Source organism: Ruegeria sp. CDSC045 (genome assembly GCF_059610725.1).
In genome coordinates this window covers 80,394-104,216 of the sequence record NZ_JBXWOE010000012.1, presented here as the reverse complement: position 1 = coordinate 104,216, position 23,823 = coordinate 80,394, and the positions used below count along the sequence as shown (strand labels likewise).

The window sequence follows — 23,823 nt, the reverse complement described above, 5'->3', positions numbered from 1 at the left end:
TTGATTGATGGCGCTTCGAATGCGGGTACTTTATCAAAAGACTAGCTCGCCTTATCGCCCATGATCCTTACCTGGAACTCCGGGATCAGATCGATGATATTCTCTACCGACGCAAAGCGCATACAGCTGCTGGCAGGGTGACGGCGCAGCGCGGCATTGTTGTCATTGGCAATGCTGGTGCCGGTAAGAGTTTTGGCATCGAGCACCTTCTGCAGAAGCATCCGCATGTGGCTTATGGAAAGCCATATCTACAGGCGTTGACTGTGCGTCTGGCGTCAGAAGCTACGATCAAAGGTGTTGGTCTCGATACGCTCAAAGCATATGGATATGAGAGCAAAGGATCGCGAACAGGGCATTCGATCTGGCGGCAGGTGATGCATCAGGCGCGCTCCCATAAAACGCTGTTCTTACACTTTGACGAGGCGCAGCATATCCTTCGGACCAAGTCGAAGTCTGAATTTGACCAGGTGATGCTGGTCTGGAAATCGTGCCTGGAATACGCTGAGTGGCCGGTCAGCCTAATCCTCAGTGGCACCTGCGAACTGCTGGATCTGATCAACCGGGATGAACAGCTCAGCCGGCGGTTTGAGCCCGTGCATTTTGCGCCCATGAGCTATGCCGCCCATGGGCATGAGGTGATCGGCGTGCTGGGTGCCTATCTCGATGCGGCAAAACTGTCGCGCGGCAAAACGCTTGAGACATCGGCATTCGCGCGACGACTGCTACATGCGGCCCGCTACGAGTTCGGGTCGAAAATTGGGCTGATCTTATCGGCTATCAAATTGGCATTGCGCAATGGGAACCAAACCCTTGAACAAAGTCACTTCGCGGGGGCCTATCGGAAACAGAAGCGCTGCGTTGATGCATTGAACCCATTCATTGCTGAGAATTTCCGCTCCATTAAGACGGGCCAGCTTCTCAGCGGTGCAGAGCTGGAGATAGCGCCAGCAATCAAGAGGGGGGCTGCATAATGCAAGTGTTGCCGATCCTTGTTCCTTTGATGCCGGGGGAGACCCCGGCATCATTCGCATCCCGGCTTGCCTGGGCGAATGGTCTTTCCTTTGCCTCGGAGTTCTGCACCGATCAGTGCTTTACGCTTCAGGCTATCGCAGACGGCGATGAACGGGCCCTTTCGATCCTTGCCCGTCTCGGCGGAGTGGAACTTGCTCAACTGATGCGTGGTGTTGTTTGCAAAGTGTCTACCGGGCAGTACCGGCTGGCCGGGCAGCTTATCGAGAAACGTTGGATCACGCGCAGGCGTCTGCGGTTCTGTCCGGAGTGTGTCGCGGACGACATCAGCGCAGACACTGGCGGTGGCGCGGCCCAGAAATGCGCCTGGCATGTGCCCTCGATCGGGACATGCCTTCACCACCAGGTCAGGTTGTATGACGACGACAGCTATTCGCACAGCCGTGGTCCCCATGATTTTGCCGGGCGAATCCGCGATCTCAATCTGGGCACAGATCAGTTGAGAGAGCTGGTTGCAGCTCAGGTCTCAACAGGTCTGGAAGACTATCTCACCCGCCGGTTGGCGGGTGAACAACAGGGCACATGGCTCGATAATATCGGGTTCGGCGCGGTTGCACTTGGCGCTGAGATCTTCGGAGTTGTTGATCTGTTTGGTATCGATGCAAAGCTGAAGCATTTATCCGATAATGAGAAGCGTCGTGCAGGTGCGCGGGGTTTTGAGCTCCTGTCCGAAGGCGAGAAAGGGCTGTTTCGTCTGCTGCGGCGACTGCATGCTAAGGCCGGTTCTCCCATATCACATTCGCGCGGAAACTATGGCTGCCTGTTCAACTGGCTGGAACAATCCCATGCGGAGCAATACGAGCCTTTGCGGGATCTCGTTAGGAAATTCTTCATCGAAACCTATCCCATTGGAGAAGGCGAGCTGGTGCTTGGCAAACCCTGTACTGCCCGTCGCATTCACAGTGTTGAAACCCTGCGGCGCGAACTGGGGCTGGGGCGCCGTCAGACAGTTGAGCTGCTTGGTGCAAACGGGTTTCTAAGGCCGGACGGTCAGGCAGGTAACCCAGCGAAAGGTGTTGTGTTCGATGCACAGGCATTGGCGCCACTGGCCAAGAGCTTTGCAGGGGCGATCTGTCAGGTTGCGGCCCAGAAACAGATCAACGCGCCCAGGGCGCAGTTTGGCGCTCTTGTTGCTGGTGGGATCATCAAGCCCATCGCGGGCTCTCCTTTCGGGCGACCATACTACGATGAAGGGCAACTCGATGCGTTCCTTGTCAGTATTGTGCCGTGCACAACGGTTGCAAAAGTGGATGGGCTGGTCGGCATTCAGTCCGTCTGCCGCAAAGCTGTTGCTGGTGCAGTCGATGTGGTGCGACTGATCCAGAATGGCGAACTGGAGACTGTGGTCAGGGATGCCGAACAAGATGGGTATCTTTCGGTGCTTCTGGATCCGGCGGAAGTCGCTGAGGCGTTGCGCCTGATCAGACCGGATGGATATCTGCTATCAACCCTGGCGGGGTTCCTCGGTGTCAACGCATCTGCCCTCCGCCATCTGGTGGACTCAGGCCATTTGAAACTGGTTCGGGCGCGTCACCCGATTTCCCGAAAGTCGGTCCAGGTAGTGCCGTATGGCGCCGTCGATCAATTTCTCCAACGGTATATTCCCGGAAAGCACTATGCTGAGTTTCGTGGGGGCAGCACCCGGAAAGTCAGCGACCAGCTCATAAAGGAGCGGGTTCCGTTTATCCAAATGCCGGAAGAGTGTAGTGGGCGCATATTCAGGCGGAGTGAGGTGACCTCCGGCGTAGAAGAGCTGGCCAATCGCCTGCCGTTCTCGCATGATGAAATTGCCTGGCCGGAGTTGTGAAGGTGTTGAGATGAGTAGAGAAAGCAAGTTCCTGAGTCTGGTGCTTCGGCACAAACCTGAAGAGATCGGTCTTCAGCTTGATAAGCACGGGTGGGTCCGTGTTGATGATTTGCTGCGGAAGCTGAAGAGAGCCAACCGCAAGCTAAGCCGCGACGAACTCACTCAGCTTGTCGAAAGCAACGATAAGAAACGCTTCACCCTGTCTGATGATGGTCAGCGCATTAGAGCAGCCCAAGGCCATTCAGTTGATGTGGATCTGGGGCTGGAGTCGCAATGCCCGCCTGATGAACTGTACCATGGCACCGCCAGCGCCAATTTGGACGCAATATTTTCCGACGGGTTGAACCCCGGACGCCGTAAGCAGGTCCACCTTTCATTGGACCCTGATACAGCCGAGCGCGTCGGCCAGCGACACGGAAAACCAGTTGTATTACGTGTCGAGGCGCAACGCATGTATGAGGACGGTTTTGAGTTCTTTCGTGCCGACAACGGTGTCTGGCTCACAGACAAAGTGCCCGCGACCTATCTGGGGTTCGGTATGATCGCTGAACGGTAACAGAGCACATGATTACTGGAAAACTGGTCGGACTGGTTGCATTCGAGTGGAGCTGAAGATGCCGGCTTTCACTTTGTGTCGTTGAAGCAGATCCTCCGAGACCAGCGACTTTCAATTAGTTGCAGGCAGGTGGTTACCTGAAAAAATCGATAGACTTTTTCTCATCTCCATGTGCGTTCTAATTTGATCGCCGTTTGGTCAGCCGACTTTACGCTGGCCTCACCGATCTTCCCACGCCTTCAACTCATCCGAAGATAACGGTTCAAGAAAATCTGGCGTGGCTCCAACCTTTCCCTCCAACACGCCGAGCTTGAAATCATATTGTGGAATTGCAACCAGCCTCACAGCAGGCTTTGTTCCTATTGTTATCACAACGTCCTCTCCGGCTAGCGCTGCGTCGATGAGTTCCGGCAACTGGTTCTTCGCCTTTTGTATTGTGAATAGCATGGCAACTCCCCTTATTCGCTAACTTTGCCAATCTTGTAGGCAGTTTCAACCACACTCAGTTTTGTCCTTGTTTCTCAGATATCCAACATCGGTTCATCCCGAACCAGCCATTGGTTATCCGCGTAGCGAATTTTGACTCAGAGCACAGAACGGACGTCCCCGGGTTTGATCACTCCTACTGCCGACTCCTGAGAAGAGGCAATAATACACACGCATAAGCCACCTATGGATTTACATCTAAGAAGCTTACGTTGGAACGGAGGTCACTAAATTCGAGCCTGGCTTCAACTCTCCACCTGTAAACAATTGTACATGATCCAAAATTCTTTTCAGTTTTTTGCCATTAGGCCTGTCGGTACAAGTCATCACTACAAACAAGGCGAATTTTGGCTTGGAGCGTTTCTCTGCCCCTGTTTCGCCGATGACAAGGAGGAAAGAAATGTTCAAGATTTCAGCCGGTCTCGGGTGCGTATTTGCTGCGGCAATCACCGCTTCGGCGGCCCAGGCAAACGAATGCGGTGAAGTATCACTGATGCAGGCCGATTGGGGGTCAGCGCAAATTGTGACCGCGGTCTCGAAGTTTCTGATGGAGCAAGGCTATGGTTGCGAAGTGACCACGGTTCCGCTCTCGGGCAACCCTGCGCTGGCATCCGTATCCGAGACCGGAGAGCCCGATATTCTGACTGAACTCTGGACAAACGGCGCGCCGGCTTACCAAGGGCTGGTTGACTCAGGTGCGATCATTCCGGTGACCGAAGTTCTGTCAGATGGCGGTGTCGAAGGGTTCTTTGTTCCGAACTACCTTGTGGAGGCGCATCCGGAACTGGCAACAATCGAAGGCATCGCAGCCAACCCCGAACTCGTCGGAAATCGCTTTCACAACTGCCCCGAGGGATGGACCTGTCTGAATGTCAGTACCAACCTGCTGAAGGCAGGTGGGTTGATTGATGCAGGCATTGATAACTTTATACATGGATCAGGCGAAACCCTTGCGGCTTCGATCGCGGCCGCCTACGAAAACAAAGAGCCGTGGTTCGGCTTCTATTGGGCACCGACATCGGTATTGGGCAAATACCCGATGACCCTGGTCGAAATGGGCCCCCATGACCCTGAAAAGCATGCCTGCAACATCACGGCGGAATGCGAGACGCCAGCAATGAGCGCCTTCCCCCGCAGCGAAGTGGTTACAGTTCTTTCCAAGGAATTCATGGCCGAAAACGCAGAAATCTCTGAACTGATGACAAATCTGTCCTTCACCAACGCACAGATGGGCGAAACGCTGGCATGGGTCGAGGACAACAATGCCTCCTACGATGAAGGTGCTGTGCACTTTCTGACGACCTACAAGGATGTCTGGGGGGCGTGGCTTAACGATGCTGCGCGCGACAAACTTTCCGCATTGCTGCAGTAAACTGCACGAACAGGGGCATCCTCAGTGATGCCCCTAACGCACTGAAGAAGATCGGAAAGTGGGATAAATGGCCTTCTATGACAAGTTATTCAGCGCATTGGGTTTGAGCGAATGGTGTGGCACGCCAGACGATAAAGCGCCTCTTTCGCTGGCGGACCTTGCGGCGCAAGCAGGAGGAGAAGAGGCCTCTGGGCCGCTCATTCCAATTCCCTCGTTTGATAATCTGCACGAAAGCTGCAACCGCATATGGCAGTCGCGTGATGTAACCAACGGGATCGAAGAAGGGTTTCTGGCAGCCAAACCGGTCCTGAAAACCGTTCTGGACCCGATCACACAGCCATTGAGCTGGATATTGGATGGCGCACTTTGGCTGTTTGAAGCGACGCCATGGTTCATCATGGTCCCGCTTCTGGTGGCGATTTCCTGGTACGCGTCGCGTTCGCGCCCTGTGACGATCTTCGTCGCCGTCTCGATTATGCTGCTGGCCGTCGTAGACCACTACGATGTGGCGATGCAGACTCTGTCGATCATCTTTGTATGTACGACGATATCGGTGCTGTTCGGTGTACCCATTGGCATTGCCATGTCGAAATCTGACCGATTGCAAAAAAGCGTGGTTCCGTTACTCGACCTGCTGCAGACCCTGCCGACCTTCGTGTACCTGATCCCTCTGATTTTCTTGTTCTCGGTCACGGAATCCAAACTCTACGGGATTGCAATCATCCTTTACGCGATTGTCCCTGTGATCCGCCTGACCGATCTGGGCATCCGGCTTGTCGACAGGGACGTGATTGAGGCGGCCAATGCCTTTGGCATGACAGATCGCCAGAAACTGTTGCGGGTGCAACTCCCTTTGGCGTTGCCCAATATCATGGCCGGAATAAACCAGACCATCATGATGAGCCTTGCCATGGTCGTGATCGCCTCTCTTGTTTCGGCACCCGGTCTGGGCGTGAACGTGTTGCGCGGTATCCGGAACCTTGAACTGGGTGTGGGCATCGTCGCTGGCATCGGCATCGTGCTGCTCGCAGTGATCCTTGATCGCGTGTCCAAAGCAGCTCTCACACGGGTCGATAAAACCCAAGTCAAACACTAAGGAGCCTGTTCGATGACACAACCAATGGTCAGCCTGTCCGGGCTCTATAAAATCTTTGGCACCCGCGACAAGGACGTGTTGCAGCATGTCAAAGGAGGCATGGGCAAGGAAGAATTGTTGGCACGGCACGGGCACGTATTGGGTCTCAACAACATCAACGTCGATATGCAGGCGGGCGAAATCACAGTTGTCATGGGCCTGTCAGGCTCGGGCAAATCCACGCTGATCCGCCACCTGAACCGATTGATCGAACCCACTGCGGGCGAGATCATCGTGCAGGGTGAGGATGTGATGCAACTGTCCGAGGACGGGTTGCGCCATGCTCGACAGGAAAAGATGTCGATGGTGTTCCAGAAGTTCGCGTTATTGCCGCACAAGACCGTGCTGAAGAACGCAGGCATGCCGCTCTCGGTGCGCGGCGAGGACGAGGCGACTTGCGACCGTGAAGCCGCCAAGTGGCTGGATCGCGTGGGTCTGAGCGGGTTCGAGAACCATTATCCAGCGCAATTGTCCGGTGGGATGCAACAGCGTGTGGGCATTGCCCGGGCGCTGACCGCGAACACACCGATCATGCTGATGGACGAGGCTTTCTCGGCTCTTGACCCACTGATCCGAACCGACATGCAGGACCTGCTGCTCGAGCTGCAAAAAGAGCTGCACAAGACCATCATCTTCATCACTCACGATCTAGATGAGGCGTTGAAGCTGGCCGATCACCTTGTGATCCTTAAAGACGGCTTTGTCGTGCAGCAGGGCGAGCCGCAGCATATTCTGTTGAACCCCAACGATCCTTACATCGAAGACTTCGTGAGCGACATCAACCGAGCACGGGTTCTGCGGGTCCGCTCGATCATGACCCCGCTGGACGGTGGCCAAGTGCCAGAAGATGCCCATGGCGAAGTGGACGTGAACGACACGCTCGAAAGCATGATCGCGCGGTCCGGCGGGGATACGTCACACGCCTATGTCGTCAAGGATGGGGAGAAGACAGTCGGCTCACTGGATATGACTGAACTGGTTCGCGCACTCGTCCCTCGCGTCGCATCCGAAGCAGGCGCACGTCAGTCCTGACGCGCGCTGACGACAAAGCTGGAATTCATCAGATCAGGCCCGAAATAGCCGCATGGTTGGGTCGGCTTCGATCTGTTCGAACAGCCAGTCAACAAACGTATCGAGCTTTGGGTTGGGTGCACGTTCTTTTTGCGTCGCCAGATACCAGCTGCCTGGCTCGGGCACCGAAATATCAAACGGTTTGACCAGGCGCTCCCTTTCAAGGTCACGCGTGCAAAACGGTGCTCTTGCGACGCTGATACCGTGATTTTTTAGAACAGCTTCACGGACCAGCGGGTAATTGTCGAAAACAGAGCCAAATTTCATCGTTTCGCGATCTAAGCCCGCCGCATCCAACCAGCAGTCCCAGTCATCCGGCTCATTCCATGTGTTTGGGACACTCAGCAACAGGAAATTTCTTAGCTCTTCCAGCGGCATTCCACCGCTTGCGGCTTTCAAGGCCTCCGGAGCACATACCGGGTAGATATCCGTTTCGAACAAGGGGCTATAGTCAAACCGTTTGTCAAATGGTGGCGCGTTGAACACGCCCACATCGAACCGGTGCATGTCATAATCACCGTCTTCAAAGGTAGAGACGATGCGCACGCGTGTGTCCGGATTATCCTGAAGAAAGTCTGCCAATCTGGGCTGTAACCACATTGTATTGAAACTTGCGTAGGACTGAACGAGCAACACGTCCGGTTCCTCAGGTGTCTGGATGCGCCGAGTGGCTTTGATGATTCCCTGAATGTGTTCGCGTATTGGCGGGTAATATTGCTCGCCAGCCGGTGTTAGCTCGACCGAACGGCTTGTGCGTTCCAGTAGTTTAACACCGATTGTTGTTTCTAATGCTTTGACCTGGTGGCTGACTGCCGCATGCGTCACACAAATCTCGTCAGCGGCCTTTCGGAAACTCTTGTGACGCGCCACCGCCTCAAAAGCGCGCAGTGAAACCAGCGTGGGCATGTGAGTGGTCATTGCTGCATCTCCTCGATGAAATCAATTCTGCTTACCCTCAAGCAGAGTTATCCGACGACGGGCGCGAATATAGCAGGGTATTGATACTCTTTTTCATAACCTGTCAGGGGGTAGCACGCAATTCGCGGTGCGATGTGATCGGTTAGAATTTCTTGATGAAAGGAAATTTCTTTCAATTCTTCAACTGGGTGAGAAATGCCAGATTAGCAGATAGAGATGTTATGGGATTCCACCTTCATGCCACCACTTTCACCTTCGCCAAATGCATATGGCTATCCGTTGCTGATTAAACACTTGCTGGCCGGATCCCAGCTCGCGTCAGCCAGCCAAGAGATCGTCAGCGGCACCGAAATGCGACTGAGCTACGCGGACTTGGGCAAACGCGTGCGCCAACTTGCCAATTCTTTAAAGGCGAGCGGGATACATGAGGGCATGCGCGTCGGTGTCATGGATTGGGATACGCACCGTTATCTTGAGTGTTTTTTCGCGATCCCGATGATGGGCGCGTCCCTTTTCACGATCAACGTGCGTCTGTCTCCTGCTCAGGTTCTTTATACGATCAACCATGGGCAACCGGATCTGATCATCGTGCACCGCGATTTCATGCCGCTCATTGAGGGTATCAAATCGGGCTTTGATCGGGACATCATCATCGTGCCGATTGGAGACGGAGAAGGGTATGAAGAGTGGATAGGCGAGGCCCCAGGCTGCTTTGACTTCCCGGACTTCGATGAAAACCAAACGGCAACCCTGTTTTATACGACCGGGACCACCGGCAATCCCAAGGGGGTGAGCTATTCACACCGGCAGTTGGTCCTTCACACATTGGGCTTGATCGCAGGTTTCGGCGCATGGCCCGGGAATGCCGGATTTCATCGCGGCGACGTCTACATGCCGCTGACGCCCTTGTTTCACGTCCACGGCTGGGGATTTCCATATGCCGCAACGATGCTGGGGCTGCGTCAGGTCTATCCCGGTCGATATGACCCTGACACAATCTTGCGATTGATTGCAGACGAAAACGTCACCTTTTCACACTGCGTGCCCACGGTTCTGTCAATGGTGCTCGACCATCCGGGCTGCCCACAAATTGACCTGGACAGATGGAAAGTGATCATTGGCGGGGCCGCTTTGCCGCGAGGCCTGCAGGACCGCGCCGCGGCGGCAGGCATATCCTTGCATGCGGCCTATGGGATGTCCGAAACCTGTCCGTTTCTGACGGTGGCCGATTTGTCCAGCAATGCCCCCGAGATGCAGGCGCAAACCGGCTTTCCCGGCCCTCTTGTCGACCTTCGTGTTGTGACACCGGATATGCAGGACGTCCCACATGACGGCGAAACAACCGGCGAAGTTGTTGCTCGGGCTCCCTGGTTGACACAAGGCTATCTGGATAATGCGCAAGCCTCGGATGAGCTTTGGGACGGTGGGTATCTGCATACCGGGGATGTTGGGTATATCCGCGAGAATGGATCGTTGCAGATTACTGACCGCCTCAAGGATGTGATTAAGACCGGCGGCGAATGGATATCCTCACTGGCCCTGGAAAACATAGCATCGTTTTGCAGCGGCGTTGAGGACGTCGCAGCAATCGGGCTGCCGCACGCGAAATGGGGCGAAAGGCCAGTGTTGGTCGCTCAAGCCGCAAAGGATGCCGACCCGGATATTGTGCGCTTGAGAGTCATGGAAGAAATCCAGTCGCGGGTTGACGCAGGCGAGATCTCAAAATGGGCAGTTCCAGACGAGATAATCTTTGTCGCCCGCCTACCTAAAACCAGCGTCGGCAAGCTCGACAAGAAACTCGTGCGGAAAGATATTTCAACGCGCTCGGACTTTAAATCATGACAGACAAACAACGCCGTATTCAGGCGCTTATTCAATCCATTGTCACCTATCTGCAGGCTCACAGAGCTGCCACGCGCGGCGTTGATCTGACGTTGGACAAGCTGGCAGCCATGGACCTGAAGGGTGAGAGGCTCATTGATTTACCTCCCCAAGGAACCCGGCACGATGAGGTTCTGAAGAACGCCATCGCCGGGATTGTCGCCCCCGAATTGCAAGAAATCGCACGTTGTCTGAAAGCTGCCAAAGAGGATCTGGCCTGGCGCGAAGACAACGCCCAATTCTATCCACCTGATGCCGATTTGGGCGAAGGATATGCAAAGTGTAACCTGCATACTTTGCTGATTGGGCCGGACGCATGTGGGCATCATCATCCCGATTTCAGCCTTGGCATTTTCATGTTGGGTCCACGGACGCTGTATCGGGACCACAACCACGATGCGCCAGAGCTTTATCTGAACCTGTCCGAGAAATCTGGTTGGCGGTTTGGCACTCGCGATTGGCAGGATTATCCGGCTGGATCACTTATATGGAACGCAGCTGGCGAGCCCCATGCCACCCGGGTCTATGACCAGCCGTTCATCTCGGTCTTTGTCTGGCTCGAGAACGTGAATTCACCCTGCAATGTAATCCACTTCGACGATTGGGCAGAGATCGAACAAGATCTTGCCAAACAGTCCAATTGAGGTTTCCAAACATGATTTCCATTAAACACACCGAGGGTGTCGCTTTCATTGAGCTGAATGCCCCGCCAGTGAACGCTCTTGGCCTGAAGATGCGGCAGGCGCTTTCCTCGGCCATCCACGAGTTGGACGCCGATGAACAGGTCAAAGCTATCGTTCTATGCTCGGCTCTGCCGCTCTTTTGCGGCGGCGCTGACATCGCTGAGTTTCGTACAGGGGCAGTCTGGGACAAGCCGGACCTGCCAGACCTGTGTGTAACGATTGAAACCAGCAAGAAACCTATTATCGCCGCGATAGCAGGTCCCGCTATGGGTGGCGCGCTGGAGATTGCGCTTGCCTGTGATTACCGTGTCGCCACGCCGGATGCGGTGATGGGCCTACCTGAGATCAAACTGGGGCTGCTGCCTGGTGCCGGCGGCACCCAGCGACTACCCCGGATTGCCGGGCTGGAAGCGGCAACGCAAATGATCCTCTCGGGTGATCCCGTGAAAGGCGAATATGCCCTGTCTTGCGGGCTGGTCGACGCACTGTTTGAAAACAACCAGGATTTTCGCGCGCATGTTTTGGGTTTTGCCACCCGTGTCAGCCATGAGGGCGATCCAAAACGCAGTTGTGCGGATATGACCGTCACACACCCTGATCCGAAGGGATATCTGACGGGTTTCCGAGACCAGATAGCGCACACGTCCAAAAACCTTGTCGCCCCTGAACGATGTTTGGTGTCCATCGAGACCGCGTGCGAAATGCCGCTGGCCGAGGGGTTGGCACAAGAGAAGGCGGGTTTCGCTGAACTGCTCGACACACCTCAATCGCGCGCGGGGCGGCATCTGTTCTTTGCAGAGCGTGAATGCACCAAGGTTCCCGGCGTTACCCGTGCTGACCAACCACGTAGCATTTCATCGGTCGCCGTGATCGGTGCCGGAACAATGGGGCGCGGCATTGCCATCGCCTTTCTGCAGGCGGGGTATCCGGTCACGCTTCTGGAAACCACACAAACTGCGCTGGAACAGGGGCTGGATCAGGTCAGGGAGCATTTCCAACGCGCGGCCCAAAAAGGGCGGCTTAGTGCCAATCGGGCAGAGGCAATCGCCGCCAACGCCACTGGGACGCTTAGCTATGCAGACCTTGCGAAGGCCGACCTGATCATTGAAGCGGCGTTTGAAAGCATGAATGTCAAACGCCAGATTTTCGAAGCGTTGGGCCAGCACGCCAAACCCGGCGCGATACTGGCCTCAAACACATCGACGTTGGATCTTGATGAAATCGCCGCGGTCACATCCCGTCCGGAGGATGTGATTGGTCTCCATTTCTTCAGCCCGGCCAATGTCATGCGCTTGCTGGAGGTGGTGCGCGGCGCCAAGACCGCTCCGGATGTCATTGCAACAGCAATCACAGTCGCAAAGAAGATCCGAAAGCTCCCTGTCACGGTTGGCGTGTGCTACGGCTTTGTTGGAAACCGGATGCTCGAGCCATACTTTCGCGAAGGATCTCGTCTGCTTCTTGAGGGGGCGACGCCGAAACAGGTGGATGACGTCCTTGAGAACTTCGGCATGGCCATGGGTATTCACGCGATGGCGGATCTGGCTGGGGTCGATGTGGGCGCCCGCGTGCGTCAGGAACGGCGTAGTGAAATCGCGCATGACCCGACATACCAGGTTGTGCAGGACAGGTTGTTTGAACTAGGCCGACTGGGTCAGAAAACCGGGCGTGGAAGCTATGTCTACGAGGGACGGACACGGGTCGAAGACCCTGAGATGGTTCAAATCAGTTCCGAGCTGTCGGACCTGCATGGCGTGAAACGCAGGGACATCGACGATCAGGAAATCCTTGAGCGATGTCTCTATCCCCTGATCAACGAGGGCTTTTTGATCCTTGAAGAGGGCATTGCAACGCGCCCGGGTGATTGCGACCTGATCTGGGTCAATGGCTATGGCTTTCCAAACTGGCGCGGCGGCCCAATGCAATATGCCGACGAGATTGGATTAAGCCAGATTTTGGAACGCATGACCCACTATCAGCAGTCGCTTGGCACCTATGGCGAGATGTGGTTCACGCCTGCGCCTTTGCTGGAACAACTTGCAACCTCGGGTGTGACACTTGCCGCACATTTTGATGCCAAAAAGGAAAAATCATGAGAGAAGCCGTTATCGTCTCAACCGCACGAACCCCTATTGGGGTGGCCTTCAAAGGTGCGCTGAACAACATCAAATCCCCCACCATGATGGGGCACGCCATTCAGCACGCGGTTGAACGTGCAGGCGTGGACCCCGGTTCGATCGAAGATGTCGTCATCGGATCGGTCTTGACAGCGGGAACCGCAGGCATGAATGTCGCTCGTTTGTCGACGCTGGCGGCGGGTCTTCCCAATACGGTGGCAGGACAGACGATCGACAGGCAATGCTCCTCCGGGTTGATGGCCATCGCGACGGCTGCAAAGCAGGTCATTGTGGATGGTCAGAATGTCGCCGTGGCAGGCGGGCAGGAAAATATTTCCGCCATTCAGAATGCCTATCTGAAATGGGCGGGCGATGAGAAAGATCCAAACGTTATCGCGAGGTCCGAGCATGCCTACATGCCGATGCTGATGACGGCGGAAAATGTGGCCCGGACCTATGGTATCAGCCGCGAAGTGCAGGATGAATACGCCGCACTTTCGCAAGGTCGGACCGCCCGGGCTCAGGCCGCTGGCGCCTTTGATGACGAGATCGTCCCGATCACAGCGATTAAGCGGGTCAAGAACCGCGAAACCGGAGAGGAAACCCTGGAAGAGGTGACCTTGTCAAAAGACGAAGGCAACCGGCCGGGCACGACGGCCGAAACTCTTGACCAGTTGAACCCGGTTGTCGAAGGCGGCGTGATCACTGCCGGAAACGCAAGCCAGCTTTCTGACGGGGCCTCGGCTTGTGTGCTCATGGAAGGCAAAATGGCTGAGCAGCGGGGCCTCACACCGCTGGGTATTTATCGCGGCATGGCTGTTGCAGGAAACGCACCGGAAGAGATGGGTGTCGGCCCGATCTATGCCATTCCAAAGCTGCTGAAGAATGCAGGTCTTCGCATCGAAGACATCGGCCTTTGGGAGCTTAACGAAGCCTTTGCCTGCCAGGTTCTCTATTGCCGCGACCATCTTGGGATCGATCCCGAAATCTACAACGTGAACGGCGGTGCGATATCGATTGGCCACCCCTACGGCATGACAGGTGCGAGACAAGTCGGGCACGCTCTGATTGAGGGGAGGCGTCGTGGCGTAAAATACGTGGTGACCTCCATGTGTGTTGGCGGAGGCATGGGTGCCGCAGCACTGTTCGAAGTCGCCTGACCCCACTGAAATTAGTTCAAGCAGAGCGTTATCTGGTTCGGACATTGACATTCTGTCATCTGCGAAGGTCGCCATCTGCATGTGCTGTGTTTCATGTCGACCGGAATTGGTGATACCTCCTGAGGCGTTATGACCAATGTCACACCAACGATCCTCTCCACCGTTTCCAGCCAGTTTGTCGATGACTGGCTGGTGGCGCTGCACGCCCTGTGCCCAGAGGCGCAGATGGCGTCGCTGCTTGGCCGGTCCGGTCTGAACGCGGATACGCGCTCGCCGAATGGTCGCGTCACGCTGGATCAGATCGTTTGCCTCTATCAACTTGCCGCAGTTGAGACCGGTGATGAGATGATGGGGCTTTGGAGCAGACCCGTCCGGCCAAGGGCTCTACAACACCTTCTGACGACTGTCAGAGAGGCCACGTCTCTGTCATCGGCTCTTTACCGGTTTTCGACCTTCTGGAACTTGCTGTTGGATGATTATCAGTTTGTTCTGGATGACGCTGAAGGCGCATTGGTGCTCACCCTGAAACCACAAGGCGACGTGCCGCTTCAGCGGTTTGGGCATATGCTGATCCTCAAACTTGCCCACGGGCTCATGTCTTGGCTGGCAGGGCATGAGGTTCCGGTTAAGGCTGTCGGTTTCGCGTTTGACCGCCCGGACTTTGATCAGGATTACGCGATCATCTTTCCTGCACCGCTGCGGTTTGGCCAGCCCGCCACCGCAATCTCGTTCGATCCGAATGCACTGGGTCCCGTGCAGACGCGCAGCACCGCTGACCTTGACCGGTTTTTGCAAAACGCGCCCCGGGACTGGATCTTCACCTCTTCGCGCGAGCACACCCAATCGCTTCGGGTGCGCACCTATCTGGGTCAAACGGGATGGGACGCGGCGACCCTGACCCAGACAGCATCCGCAATGCACATGACCCCGCGCACCCTGATCCGCAGGTTACAAGCGGATGGGACCTCGTTTCAGGCGATCAAGGATGCCCTGCGGCGCGACATCGCGATCCGCGACCTGCAGGCGGGACGCAAAAGCGTCGAGGCCATCGCACATGATGTCGGCTTTTCTTCAGCTGCCAATTTTCACCGGGCCTTTCAACGCTGGACCGGCAGCACCCCCAGTTCGTATCGCAGGACGAATATCTGAGACGCACTTTTTGTCACTTTTGGACAATACCCTGTCACCACGCGAGATAGAGCGAAGAAGTTTCTCCTGCTAAATCTTGCGCAATACATGGCGTTCTCACCTGGTTCTCCTCTAGAAGCTTGACCCGCTGCCTGCTCAGCAGGTTCTGAAGTGTGGCGTCATGTGAAAATAGCCGCTCACAAAAGGACCGACCAATGTCAGACAAACTCGCCACCATACTCCAAGCCGCACGCGACCACGCCGAGCAGGTCATCCTGCCCAATGTGGACGCCTGGAACGCCGCGAAGACATGGCCCCGTGATGCGTCGGACAAAGCCGGGGCCGCTGGCCTGACGGGGCTCTACGCCCCCGAAGAGTTTGGCGGCCAAGGCTTGCCCCTTTCAGAAGGCATTCAGGTCTACGAACAACTGGGACTGGGCGATGGTGCCTATGCCTTTGCCCTGTCGATGCATAACATCTGCACCTTCGCGGGCTGCGGTTATGGCACAGATGCCTTCAAGGAAAAATGGGCACGGGATCTGACCTCTGGCCGCAAGCTGGCGAACTTTGCACTGACCGAACCGCAATCGGGGTCGGACGCAACAAACATGTATTCGCGGGCTGTGATCAATGATGACGGCACTTGGACGATCAGCGGTGCGAAGGCATGGGTCAGCTTGGCGACCGAGGCTGACATCTATTTCACCGTGGTCAAAACCAGTGACACACCCGGCCACAAGGATATGGCGATGATTGCCATCCCGGCCGACACTCCGGGCCTCAGCTTTGGTCCGCTCTACGATACCCCGTCCTACAACTTCCTGCCTCTGGCCGAGATGTACATGGACAAGGTCGTGGTGAGCGAAGACAACATCATCCTGCCAATCGGTCAGGGCTTGCAAGGCTCGCTCATGGCGATCGATATCGCCCGTGTGTCGATTGCGTCAGGATGCTGTGGATTGATGCAAGCTGCCTTGGATACGGCTCTGTCCTATTCCAAGAACCGCAAGATGTTTGGCGGCAAGAACCTCGATCTGGACGGGATCCAGTGGATGCTGGGCGAGGTTGCAACCGATCTTGAAGCCTCCAAGCTGCTTTATCGCAAAGCGGCAGAATCCCTTGGCACACCCGAAGGCCCTCTGATGGCCGCTCATGCCAAACGGTTTGTGCCAGATGCCGCCGTGAAGGCTGCGAACACCTGCACGCAAGTGTTGGGCGGCATGGGGCTGTTGCAGCCTTATGGACTGGATCGTTTGTCCCGTCTTGCACAAATGCTGCGGATTGTGGACGGGACGACAGAAATCAGCCGCGTGGTCATCGGGCGGGCCCTACAAAAACGAGCAGCGACATTGTCTGATCTGCCAGTACCGAAAGGATTTGGTGAGGCCGGCTGAACATCCCACCCACCGGTGAAGCGGAGCCGACCTGAAAATCTCCTCAGAGATCGGTAAAATCGAAACACCGGCCGCGCATATGCGGCCGGTTACTCGAGATTGCATACCTTGGTGCCACTGCAGCGAATTCACCCTTTGTCCGCGCAGCTGACTTTTAGTAATGTTTTGTCGAACGGCGGCTCGCCGGATCATTGATAAGGCGCTTCTATTCAGATTGTCGGTTCGGTCTCTTGAGCAACCGAGTGGGGATTTGCCTTTAAAGGGGTGCGACGAGGCAATCGGTCGCTCCATGAAAAGAAGGTAGTTCATTACGAATTTTTTGGTCAGTATACCGTGCCGCTGTGATATGAGTGATTTGAATTAAAAAGGTTTATCATGTGTGGATAGGTAATGTCAGATGGAGCGCCACAGTTGTTGGTACACCAAACAATTGAGACCCAAATCAGCGATTTTTTCGCCCAAAGACAAGGTCTTTGTCGCCCAAGTATCAAAATCCCCTTGTTATCATAAGGGCGGGAAAGCGTCTGATTTTCTTAACAGACGCTTTCTCAGTCAGTATCAATAGTACGAAGGTATTGACGTGCGTCCGGTAATAGGGCTGTTTCATTCTATGACGATATCGCAGCATATCTTTCTCATACGGTTTTTCTGATCTGCCCCTGTTAGGGCCGACCGGTAGCTGCTGATAATTTATCTTCTTTTGCGCTCGTTTTCGGTCGGTTTGTCTCACTGGATAGATGAGGGAACTGCTATGAAGACCATCAAACTCCTACTTGCCACGGATCCCAACTTTGAAAATCGTGCACTCACGCATCGGTTCACTGAATACCTGAAAAATTTGCGCAAAACGCGGCTGGCCAGAGAATTCATCGGAGACGATGAACATTCGATCGATCTCGGCGGAGATAATTTCGATAAAGTTGCTCGCGAACTATCGGATGGTGTCGTGCTAACTTGGGATGACAAGCGGCGCATCAAAAATCGAGTTCAGCGCATCCTACAACACAGGACTGAAGCCTCAGGTCTTGGGCATCTCTCGGAGAAAGAAATCCAACGACAGCGCCCACTAATGTATGAGGTTCGCTTGGTGGAGCCGAGAGACGAGCACTGGGAGGACGAGACAGCATCTTCTTTACATGAAGAAATGCCGTAGATGTCTGCCGCCACCAATGAGGGCTGGCACGCGTTGCGGCGCATCTCTAGTACCAAAGATACAATCTCGTTGCCGAAGGACAGGTCCGTGTACATATAGTCGGTGAGAAAGCTCCATTTCCCGTTACTGGCGGCAAAGGCTCCCATATAGGCAAAGTCCAGATTCTCAAGCGCGTCGCCAAACATGAGTGCGCCCTTGATCTGCCCTGAGGGTGTATCGATTGCGGTTTTGGTCTCGGGCGCGAACAAGTAGATCGTTGCCTCGTAGTTCCAGTCAGTATTCTGAGCAGACGCGGGCCCGGATGCCGGCAACTGCCGGCACGATTGCGGTCAAGATCGTTTTTAAAAGGCAGTGCCTTTTGAGCTAACATTTCATTGTGTGCCGTGTGGCTTCAGAGATAGCAGAAGCTGAGCAGCTCAGCGGTCCGCTCTGAGGTTCCGGATTCTGGCAAGAGCAGTCACTCGCTATCTCCTTGCAGTGCAGGTTTTCCTTCCAGCTCTGCCTGTGCGGCCAGAAGTGCGGGATGTTCCGGATTGGCTGACAGAGCTTCTGCCACAACCGCGGCGGCAGCAACGCGTCCTTGGGTTGCCGCTGTGATCCTGGCCAGCATCATCCATGCATCCAGCCGTTGCGGATCCAGCCGCACCACCTCGCGGAACGCGGATGTGGCCATGCCCATGTTGCGCATGGTCAGTGCCACACCGCCCAGTTGGAGGTGGGTTTCAGGAAAATCGAGCCGGTTTGCCATGGCATCCTGCCATTCAGCCATGGCGGCTTGCAGCTCTCTGGCGGTTCCATTCTGGAGGCGGTTCTCCGTATCACCCAGCATCGCGCGGGCAGCGGCCATGCGCACATTGCGGGCAGGGTCGGCAAAGACAGCGGCCAGGCGCTTGCCCCTTTCCTGAAGCGGTGCAAGGCGCTGCAGAGAGGCCGCGGCAGCGCGGACAAGCGGATCCGGGTCCCGCAGCAGGTCCGTCAGCCTAGCGGCGAACAGCGGGTCGTTGGACTGCTCCAAAAGCCAGAGCGCAGTGGCCCGCACGATGCCCGGCTGGCTGGTATTCTGCGCCAGCGCTGTCAAGTCGCCAGCGGCCGCTGCCGCATCGGCACGCCCCCGCGCCAGCACCTCCCCGTAATGCCGGCCACGGTTTCTGTCGTCCGGATACCAAGCGGAAATCTGTGCAGCTGCCCAGGCTGCGTCCTGGCCGCGGTGGCAGGCGGTGCAGGCATCCGGTGCTCCCGTCACCGGCGAAAGATCCGGCCGGGGAATGCGGAAGGAGTGATCGGCGCGCCAGTCGTTGCCCATGTAGACGCGTTCTGGCATGTGGCAGGACTGGCACTTCGCTCCAGCGCTGCTTTCCGGGTGGAAGTGATGTGCAGGGCTGTCGTAGTCTGCTGCTGTGAGTGTTGGGAAGTCCGGATTGCCCGCCGGGCTGTGGCATTGGGTGCAAAGGCCGTTGCCTTCTGCCTTCAGGTCCAGACTGTGTGCGCCGTGGCAATTCAGGCAAGTCACGCCCCGAGCGTGCATCTTAGATTGCAGAAAGGAGCCGTAGACATAGACCTCGTCCTGGATCTGCCCGTCCGCGTGGTAAAGTCCTGGGCGCAAAAGTGCGAGCGTGTAGGCATCATGAAAACGCGTGCCAGGCACCGGGTTGCCGTCCAAGTTGGCTTCGCGTCTGGAATGGCACGTCGCGCATTGTTCGACTGCCTGCCGAGGATCGGCGAAATCCACAGGAAATCCATGGTTTGCGGGCGGTGGTGTCCTTGTCGTTTCCCATGTATCAGCCCATTCAACGTGGTCCTTTCCCGGTCCGTGGCAAGCCTCGCAGCCAACGCCTATTTCGACCTGGGTTGATGCATAGCTTAAACGGCGTGCGTCGTAGTTTTTGCGGAACCCGGTGGCGTGGCACTCCGCACAGCGCGCATTCCAGGTCTTATAGGGACCCGTCCAATGCAGACCATCCAACGGAGGCAGGGTCTGGTCCGGATAAAGGTGGAACCACTTCCCCTCTTCGGTGTCCCAGACCACGTCAAAACTCTGCAGCTGCCCCGGTTCGGTCTCGAGAAGATATTGCTGCAGCGGTTCGATCCCCGCAACCGAATGCACTTTGTATTCCGCCTGCGATCCATCCTTTTCGATCACCTCGACGTAGTATCCGCCCTCAGCTCCTGTCTGAAACCGGGCGGTCATACCGTCATGGTGAAAGGCCGTTCCGCCGAAGTCACCTGCGACCGTCTCCCGCGACGGCGTTGTCCAGGCCTGAGCGTGATGCGATCCTGCCCAGCCTGCGGCACTGTCCTTATGGCAACCGGTGCAACTATCCGACCCCAAGTAGCCGTCAAGGCTCTGGGCCATCGCTGGCAGACCCAGCAGCAAGAGAAGGATCAAGACTACAATCTGCATTTTCAGAGGGCCATCCGATTTTCTGGGTCGTTCATGGACAGGGATGGTGCAGGGCTTCATTCGCGGCTCGGCCAGATCCGCTCCCAATCACGGGCCATGTCGATTACCAGCCAACCGCGGCTGGCTGCTTCATCAAGTCCGCGTGCAAGCTGCCCGATATGGCTTTCACGGCCGTAAGCGTATTCGCGTTCGCTGTCAGTATGGTGCAGCAGGATGCCCAGCCGCGCACCATCGCCCGCAGTAGTCCACTCAAGCATCTGGAAGTCTCCATCGGAATTTCCCACTGCGATCACCGGCCGGCGCCCGATGCGGGCCTCGATAGCAACGGGCTTACCTGCCTTGTCGTCGATGAAGAATAAACCGGGGTCCTTCATCACCCGCGGCGGTCCGTCCCCGGCGGAATAACTGCCATTTCCGATGGATCCGATGACCTGCTCGGGCGGAATGTTATAGGCGCTTTCAGAGAACACCCGGATGAAATGCAGGCCGCCGCCTGAGGCGATGTAGGTACGGAAGCCTTCATCGCGTAGAAAGGTCAAGAGCTCCAGCATGGGTTGATAGACCATTTGGTCATAGGCCAGGCCTGTGCCGGAATGCCTGGCCGTGTCCAGCCAGCTGCGCACGACCGCCTGGAACTCGTCCACCGTCAGGCCGGAGTGGGTGGTGGAGACGATTTCCAACAGTCCCTCAGTGCCCGAGGCGGCCACTGTCTCCATGTCGCCTTCGACTGCGGCCCGCAGCACGTCAGACGTGAGCACCCCGGGATCAGCGGCAGCCATTTCTTTCAATCGGTCGATGGCAAATAGCAGTTGAAAGTAGACCGGCTGTTCTGCCCAGAGCGTGCCGTCATTGTCGAAGGTCGCAATACGCGCGGCCGGGGTGACATAATCAGGTGAATCCGGGTCCGTTATGCCTTCGACAAACGCAATGATCCGATCCTTGGTGGCCGTATCCGTCCAAGACGGCAAAGGGTCAGCGAGCGGAGCTGATGCAAACAGAATTGTCAAAGGAATTGAAATTAGCAGAGCACGCATAGGGACAACCTCCGCAAATGCAGGGAAAGGGATGCCGAGGCAACCGGAAAATTAGGCGCCCCGACGGAATACTCCGTCGGGACGAAGCGGGATGAGTCTACTGCGAGCCGCCCGGCTGCGACAGCTTCTCCATTACCTTGTCGAGGCTGAACGAAGCCGCCTCCTGCCGCGGTGGGTATTCTTCGAAGGTTGCCAGGAACTGCCCAACATAAGCCTGGGCCGGCACCAGCATGAAGGCGTGGTCCATCAGCCAGTCGTAATAGGTGTTCGACGTCCGGTAACCGCGTTCATAAGGGTCGCGGCGCAGGTTGAAGATCAGCGGCACGCGCAGCGGCGTCAGCGGCTCCATCCAGGCCCGGAGAGTTCCCCAGGCCTTCTGCTCGAGGAAGGTGATCTTCCAGTTGTTGAGCCGGATCGCCGCGAGGTCGCCGTCGTCAGTGAAGTAGAAGATCTCATTACGCGGGCTCTTGTCCGTGTCACCCTTGAGCATTGGCAATAGGTTGTAGCCGTCGAGATGGACGCGATACTCGCGGCCTGCCATTTCCGGAACGGTGATGCCTTCGAGCAAATCTTCCTTGATGGTTTCATTGCCTGCAGCGGCCAGGAATGTTGGCAGCCAATCCATGTGATGCACGATCTCGTTCGAGATAGTTCCGGGCGCGATATTACTGGGCCAGCGGACCATAGCAGGCACCCGCCAGGCGCCTTCCCACTGGGTGTTCTTCTCGCCCCAGAACGGGGTCATTCCGGCATCCGGCCATGTGTTCATATGGACGCCGTTATCAGTGGAATAGAACACGATGGTGTTATCGGCGATGCCGAGCTCGTCAAGCTTTTCGAGGAACTTGCCGATATCCATGTCGTGTTCGATCATGCCGGCAGTGTATTCATCAGCTTTTTCCCCATTGTATAACTCATCCGCGAGCGCGCGGTTCTCTTCGCTGACGTGGGTACGGAAATGCATCCGTGTGCCGCTCCACCACAGGAACCAAGGGGTGCCGGCGTTGGTCTGTTCCTCCATCCAGGCAATTGCAGCATCTGATGTCTCGTCGTCCACAATCTCCATCCGCTTCCGGGTCAGAGCCCCGGTATCCTCGATATTCTGCGTGATTTCATTTTCGCCGTAGGTCGCTGTCACGTTCAAAACACCACGCGGACCGAACCGTTCAAGGAACGTCGTGCCGTCTGCGAACACCATATCCTTCGGGTAGTCCTCGTTTTCCGGCTCTTCTTCGGCGTTCAGATGGTAGAGATTTCCGAAAAACACATCGAAACCGTGGTTCGTCGGAAGGTGTTCATCCCGGTCTCCCAGATGGTTCTTGCCGAATTGACCGGTGGCATAGCCTTCGGCTTTGAGGAGGCCGGCAATGGTGGGATCTTCGATCTGCATACCTTCCTTGGCACCGGGCAGGCCGACCTTGGAAAGGCCGGTGCGGAAGACCGACTGGCCCATGATAAAGGATGACCGGCCAGCCGTGCAGGATTGTTCACCGTAGTAGTCGGTGAAGATCATACCTTCTCTGGCAACCCGGTCGATATTCGGCGTTTGATAACCCATCAACCCCATTGTGTATGCGGAGATATTGGACTGGCCGATGTCGTCGCCCCAAATGACGAGAACGTTCGGCTTGCCGCCCGCGCTGCCTTCTTGGGCAAGCGCCGGCGCAATCCCAATGCTTAAAATCAGGAACCCGGCCGCGACGGCCCTGTTCAAATACGAAACTGGCATAATCGGTCACTCCCTCACATTCGCTAACAGTGAAACTTGAGTTGGTTGCAGACAAGCACCAAGCGAGAGGCTTTGCTTGCCTTTGTCCGCCCGTAGAACATTTCGAGTGGGATCAACTATCCATAAGTTGAATGTATGGCGCAACACTTTCTTTTTTTTGGGCAATCTTTCGGTTGTCGGCCATTGTGTCTAGGCCGTTGCGGACCGGCACGTCATCAGGAACTGCCATGGCCTGCAAGCGGTGTCCTTGGCGCACAAGCCGGAAGCCCACGCGCACAGCAGGCTTTCCGGTCATCTTTGCCGATGAAAGTCAGGACACAGACCCGGCCTTTGTGGATGCGCTCCGCGAAGTGGCGCAGGCGGTTTCACTAGGCTTCTGTCTCGGCTTCTATGGCGATCCGGTGCAGAAAATTTACATGCAAGGTGCCGGACAAATTCCGCCTGAAGAGGGATGGGAGATGTCTGACGTCAGCGCCAACCCGACGTTGACGTATTACAATATCATCGATTGCTGCGTTTGCTTCGATGGCCGCTATGAGCCGATTGTGTTGAAAAACTCGAGTATCTGACGGCTGCATTTTTCCGCCAGAATCCGTTACGGCGGCTAAATTGAAACCCTGTGCTTGGTAGGGGCCCTGAGAGCTCCGGACACTGTCAACGCGAATTCCCCCTCGACGAATTCTCGGAAAGGCCTCCTGCAGGCAAGTATTTCACCCATCTTCACGAAAATCGGAGTTTTTCAACACGATCAGCCCAGTCTGCACTAAGGTGA

At 56.1% G+C, this 23,823-nt stretch carries 20 protein-coding genes; 14 read left to right on the top strand and 6 right to left on the bottom strand.

Features of this window, described 5'->3' with window-relative positions; translation table 11 throughout:
• Positions 1-41: 41 nt before the first annotated feature.
• Positions 42-221 (bottom strand): hypothetical protein, encoded by a 180-nt coding sequence (locus AC2FH6_RS18360; protein ID WP_496703868.1) that lies wholly within the window; start codon positions 219-221, stop codon positions 42-44.
• Between AC2FH6_RS18360 and AC2FH6_RS18355 the strand changes: the two genes are divergently transcribed.
• The 3 genes from AC2FH6_RS18355 to AC2FH6_RS18345 are packed head-to-tail and all read left to right on the top strand — an operon-like array spanning position 138 to position 3,392.
• Positions 138-971 (top strand): TniB family NTP-binding protein, encoded by an 834-nt coding sequence (locus tag AC2FH6_RS18355; protein WP_496703845.1) that lies wholly within the window; start codon positions 138-140, stop codon positions 969-971. The genes AC2FH6_RS18360 and AC2FH6_RS18355 overlap by 84 nt on opposite strands.
• Positions 971-2,836, top strand: coding sequence for a TniQ family protein (locus AC2FH6_RS18350; RefSeq protein WP_496703844.1), 1,866 nt, complete (start codon positions 971-973; stop codon positions 2,834-2,836). Before AC2FH6_RS18355 ends, AC2FH6_RS18350 begins: the two co-directional genes overlap by 1 nt.
• A 10-nt stretch (positions 2,837-2,846) precedes the next feature.
• Positions 2,847-3,392: an RNA 2'-phosphotransferase gene (locus AC2FH6_RS18345; RefSeq protein WP_074738230.1), complete on the top strand. Its 546-nt coding sequence runs from the start codon at positions 2,847-2,849 to the stop codon at positions 3,390-3,392.
• A gap of 219 nt (positions 3,393-3,611) precedes the next feature.
• Here the strand turns inward: AC2FH6_RS18345 and AC2FH6_RS18340 are convergent, their stop codons facing one another.
• Positions 3,612-3,839 carry a type II toxin-antitoxin system Phd/YefM family antitoxin gene (locus AC2FH6_RS18340; RefSeq protein ID WP_074738232.1) on the bottom strand — a complete coding sequence of 76 codons (228 nt, stop codon included), beginning with the start codon at positions 3,837-3,839 and terminating at the stop codon, positions 3,612-3,614.
• Positions 3,840-4,278: 439 nt separating this feature from the next.
• Here AC2FH6_RS18340 and AC2FH6_RS18335 point away from each other — a divergent pair, with 439 nt between their 5' ends.
• The 3 genes from AC2FH6_RS18335 to AC2FH6_RS18325 all read left to right on the top strand — a co-directional run bounded on the left by AC2FH6_RS18335 (position 4,279) and on the right by AC2FH6_RS18325 (position 7,417).
• Positions 4,279-5,250, top strand: a complete 972-nt coding sequence (locus AC2FH6_RS18335) for an ABC transporter substrate-binding protein (RefSeq protein ID WP_074738234.1) — start codon at positions 4,279-4,281, stop codon at positions 5,248-5,250.
• 67 nt (positions 5,251-5,317) lie between these two features.
• Entirely contained in the window at positions 5,318-6,346 is a 1,029-nt protein-coding gene (locus tag AC2FH6_RS18330; RefSeq protein WP_074738236.1) for an ABC transporter permease, read from the top strand.
• A gap of 12 nt (positions 6,347-6,358) precedes the next feature.
• The gene (locus AC2FH6_RS18325) at positions 6,359-7,417 is read left to right on the top strand and encodes a quaternary amine ABC transporter ATP-binding protein (protein WP_074738238.1); all 1,059 of its coding nucleotides are present in this window, start codon (positions 6,359-6,361) and stop codon (positions 7,415-7,417) included.
• 33 nt (positions 7,418-7,450) lie between these two features.
• Here AC2FH6_RS18325 and AC2FH6_RS18320 read toward each other — a convergent pair whose 3' ends face one another.
• On the bottom strand, positions 7,451-8,374 hold the full coding sequence (locus AC2FH6_RS18320; RefSeq protein ID WP_074738240.1) for a LysR substrate-binding domain-containing protein: 924 nt from the start codon (positions 8,372-8,374) through the stop codon (positions 7,451-7,453).
• Positions 8,375-8,611: 237 nt separating this feature from the next.
• Here AC2FH6_RS18320 and AC2FH6_RS18315 point away from each other — a divergent pair, with 237 nt between their 5' ends.
• The 7 genes from AC2FH6_RS18315 (at position 8,612) to AC2FH6_RS18285 (ending at position 17,887) form a co-directional block, all read left to right on the top strand.
• Positions 8,612-10,216 carry a fatty acid--CoA ligase gene (locus AC2FH6_RS18315; RefSeq protein ID WP_496703843.1) on the top strand — a complete coding sequence of 535 codons (1,605 nt, stop codon included), beginning with the start codon at positions 8,612-8,614 and terminating at the stop codon, positions 10,214-10,216.
• Positions 10,213-10,899 (top strand): dimethylsulfonioproprionate lyase family protein, encoded by a 687-nt coding sequence (locus tag AC2FH6_RS18310; protein ID WP_074738242.1) that lies wholly within the window; start codon positions 10,213-10,215, stop codon positions 10,897-10,899. Before AC2FH6_RS18315 ends, AC2FH6_RS18310 begins: the two co-directional genes overlap by 4 nt.
• Before the next feature lie 11 nt (positions 10,900-10,910).
• Positions 10,911-13,031, top strand: a complete 2,121-nt coding sequence (locus AC2FH6_RS18305; protein ID WP_496703842.1) for a 3-hydroxyacyl-CoA dehydrogenase NAD-binding domain-containing protein — start codon at positions 10,911-10,913, stop codon at positions 13,029-13,031.
• Positions 13,028-14,212: an acetyl-CoA C-acyltransferase gene (locus AC2FH6_RS18300; RefSeq protein ID WP_496703841.1), complete on the top strand. Its 1,185-nt coding sequence runs from the start codon at positions 13,028-13,030 to the stop codon at positions 14,210-14,212. The genes AC2FH6_RS18305 and AC2FH6_RS18300 overlap by 4 nt, the downstream gene beginning before the upstream one ends.
• 129 nt (positions 14,213-14,341) lie before the next feature.
• Positions 14,342-15,361 carry an AraC family transcriptional regulator gene (locus tag AC2FH6_RS18295; protein ID WP_496703840.1) on the top strand — a complete coding sequence of 340 codons (1,020 nt, stop codon included), beginning with the start codon at positions 14,342-14,344 and terminating at the stop codon, positions 15,359-15,361.
• 194 nt (positions 15,362-15,555) lie between these two features.
• Positions 15,556-16,734, top strand: a complete 1,179-nt coding sequence (locus AC2FH6_RS18290; protein WP_496703839.1) for an acyl-CoA dehydrogenase family protein — start codon at positions 15,556-15,558, stop codon at positions 16,732-16,734.
• Positions 16,735-17,485: 751 nt separating this feature from the next.
• Positions 17,486-17,887 (top strand): hypothetical protein, encoded by a 402-nt coding sequence (locus tag AC2FH6_RS18285; protein WP_496703838.1) that lies wholly within the window; start codon positions 17,486-17,488, stop codon positions 17,885-17,887.
• A gap of 457 nt (positions 17,888-18,344) precedes the next feature.
• Here the strand turns inward: AC2FH6_RS18285 and AC2FH6_RS18280 are convergent, their stop codons facing one another.
• The 3 genes from AC2FH6_RS18280 to AC2FH6_RS18270 all read right to left on the bottom strand — a co-directional run bounded on the left by AC2FH6_RS18280 (position 18,345) and on the right by AC2FH6_RS18270 (position 23,051).
• The gene (locus AC2FH6_RS18280; protein WP_496703837.1) at positions 18,345-20,288 is read right to left on the bottom strand and encodes a multiheme c-type cytochrome; all 1,944 of its coding nucleotides are present in this window, start codon (positions 20,286-20,288) and stop codon (positions 18,345-18,347) included.
• A 56-nt stretch (positions 20,289-20,344) separates the two neighbouring features.
• Entirely contained in the window at positions 20,345-21,322 is a 978-nt protein-coding gene (locus AC2FH6_RS18275; RefSeq protein ID WP_496703836.1) for an HAD family hydrolase, read from the bottom strand.
• A gap of 97 nt (positions 21,323-21,419) precedes the next feature.
• Positions 21,420-23,051, bottom strand: a complete 1,632-nt coding sequence (locus AC2FH6_RS18270; protein ID WP_142638882.1) for an arylsulfatase — start codon at positions 23,049-23,051, stop codon at positions 21,420-21,422.
• A 131-nt stretch (positions 23,052-23,182) separates the two neighbouring features.
• Here AC2FH6_RS18270 and AC2FH6_RS18265 point away from each other — a divergent pair, with 131 nt between their 5' ends.
• Entirely contained in the window at positions 23,183-23,620 is a 438-nt protein-coding gene (locus AC2FH6_RS18265) for a hypothetical protein (protein WP_496703835.1), read from the top strand.
• The last annotated feature ends 203 nt before the right edge of the window (positions 23,621-23,823 follow it).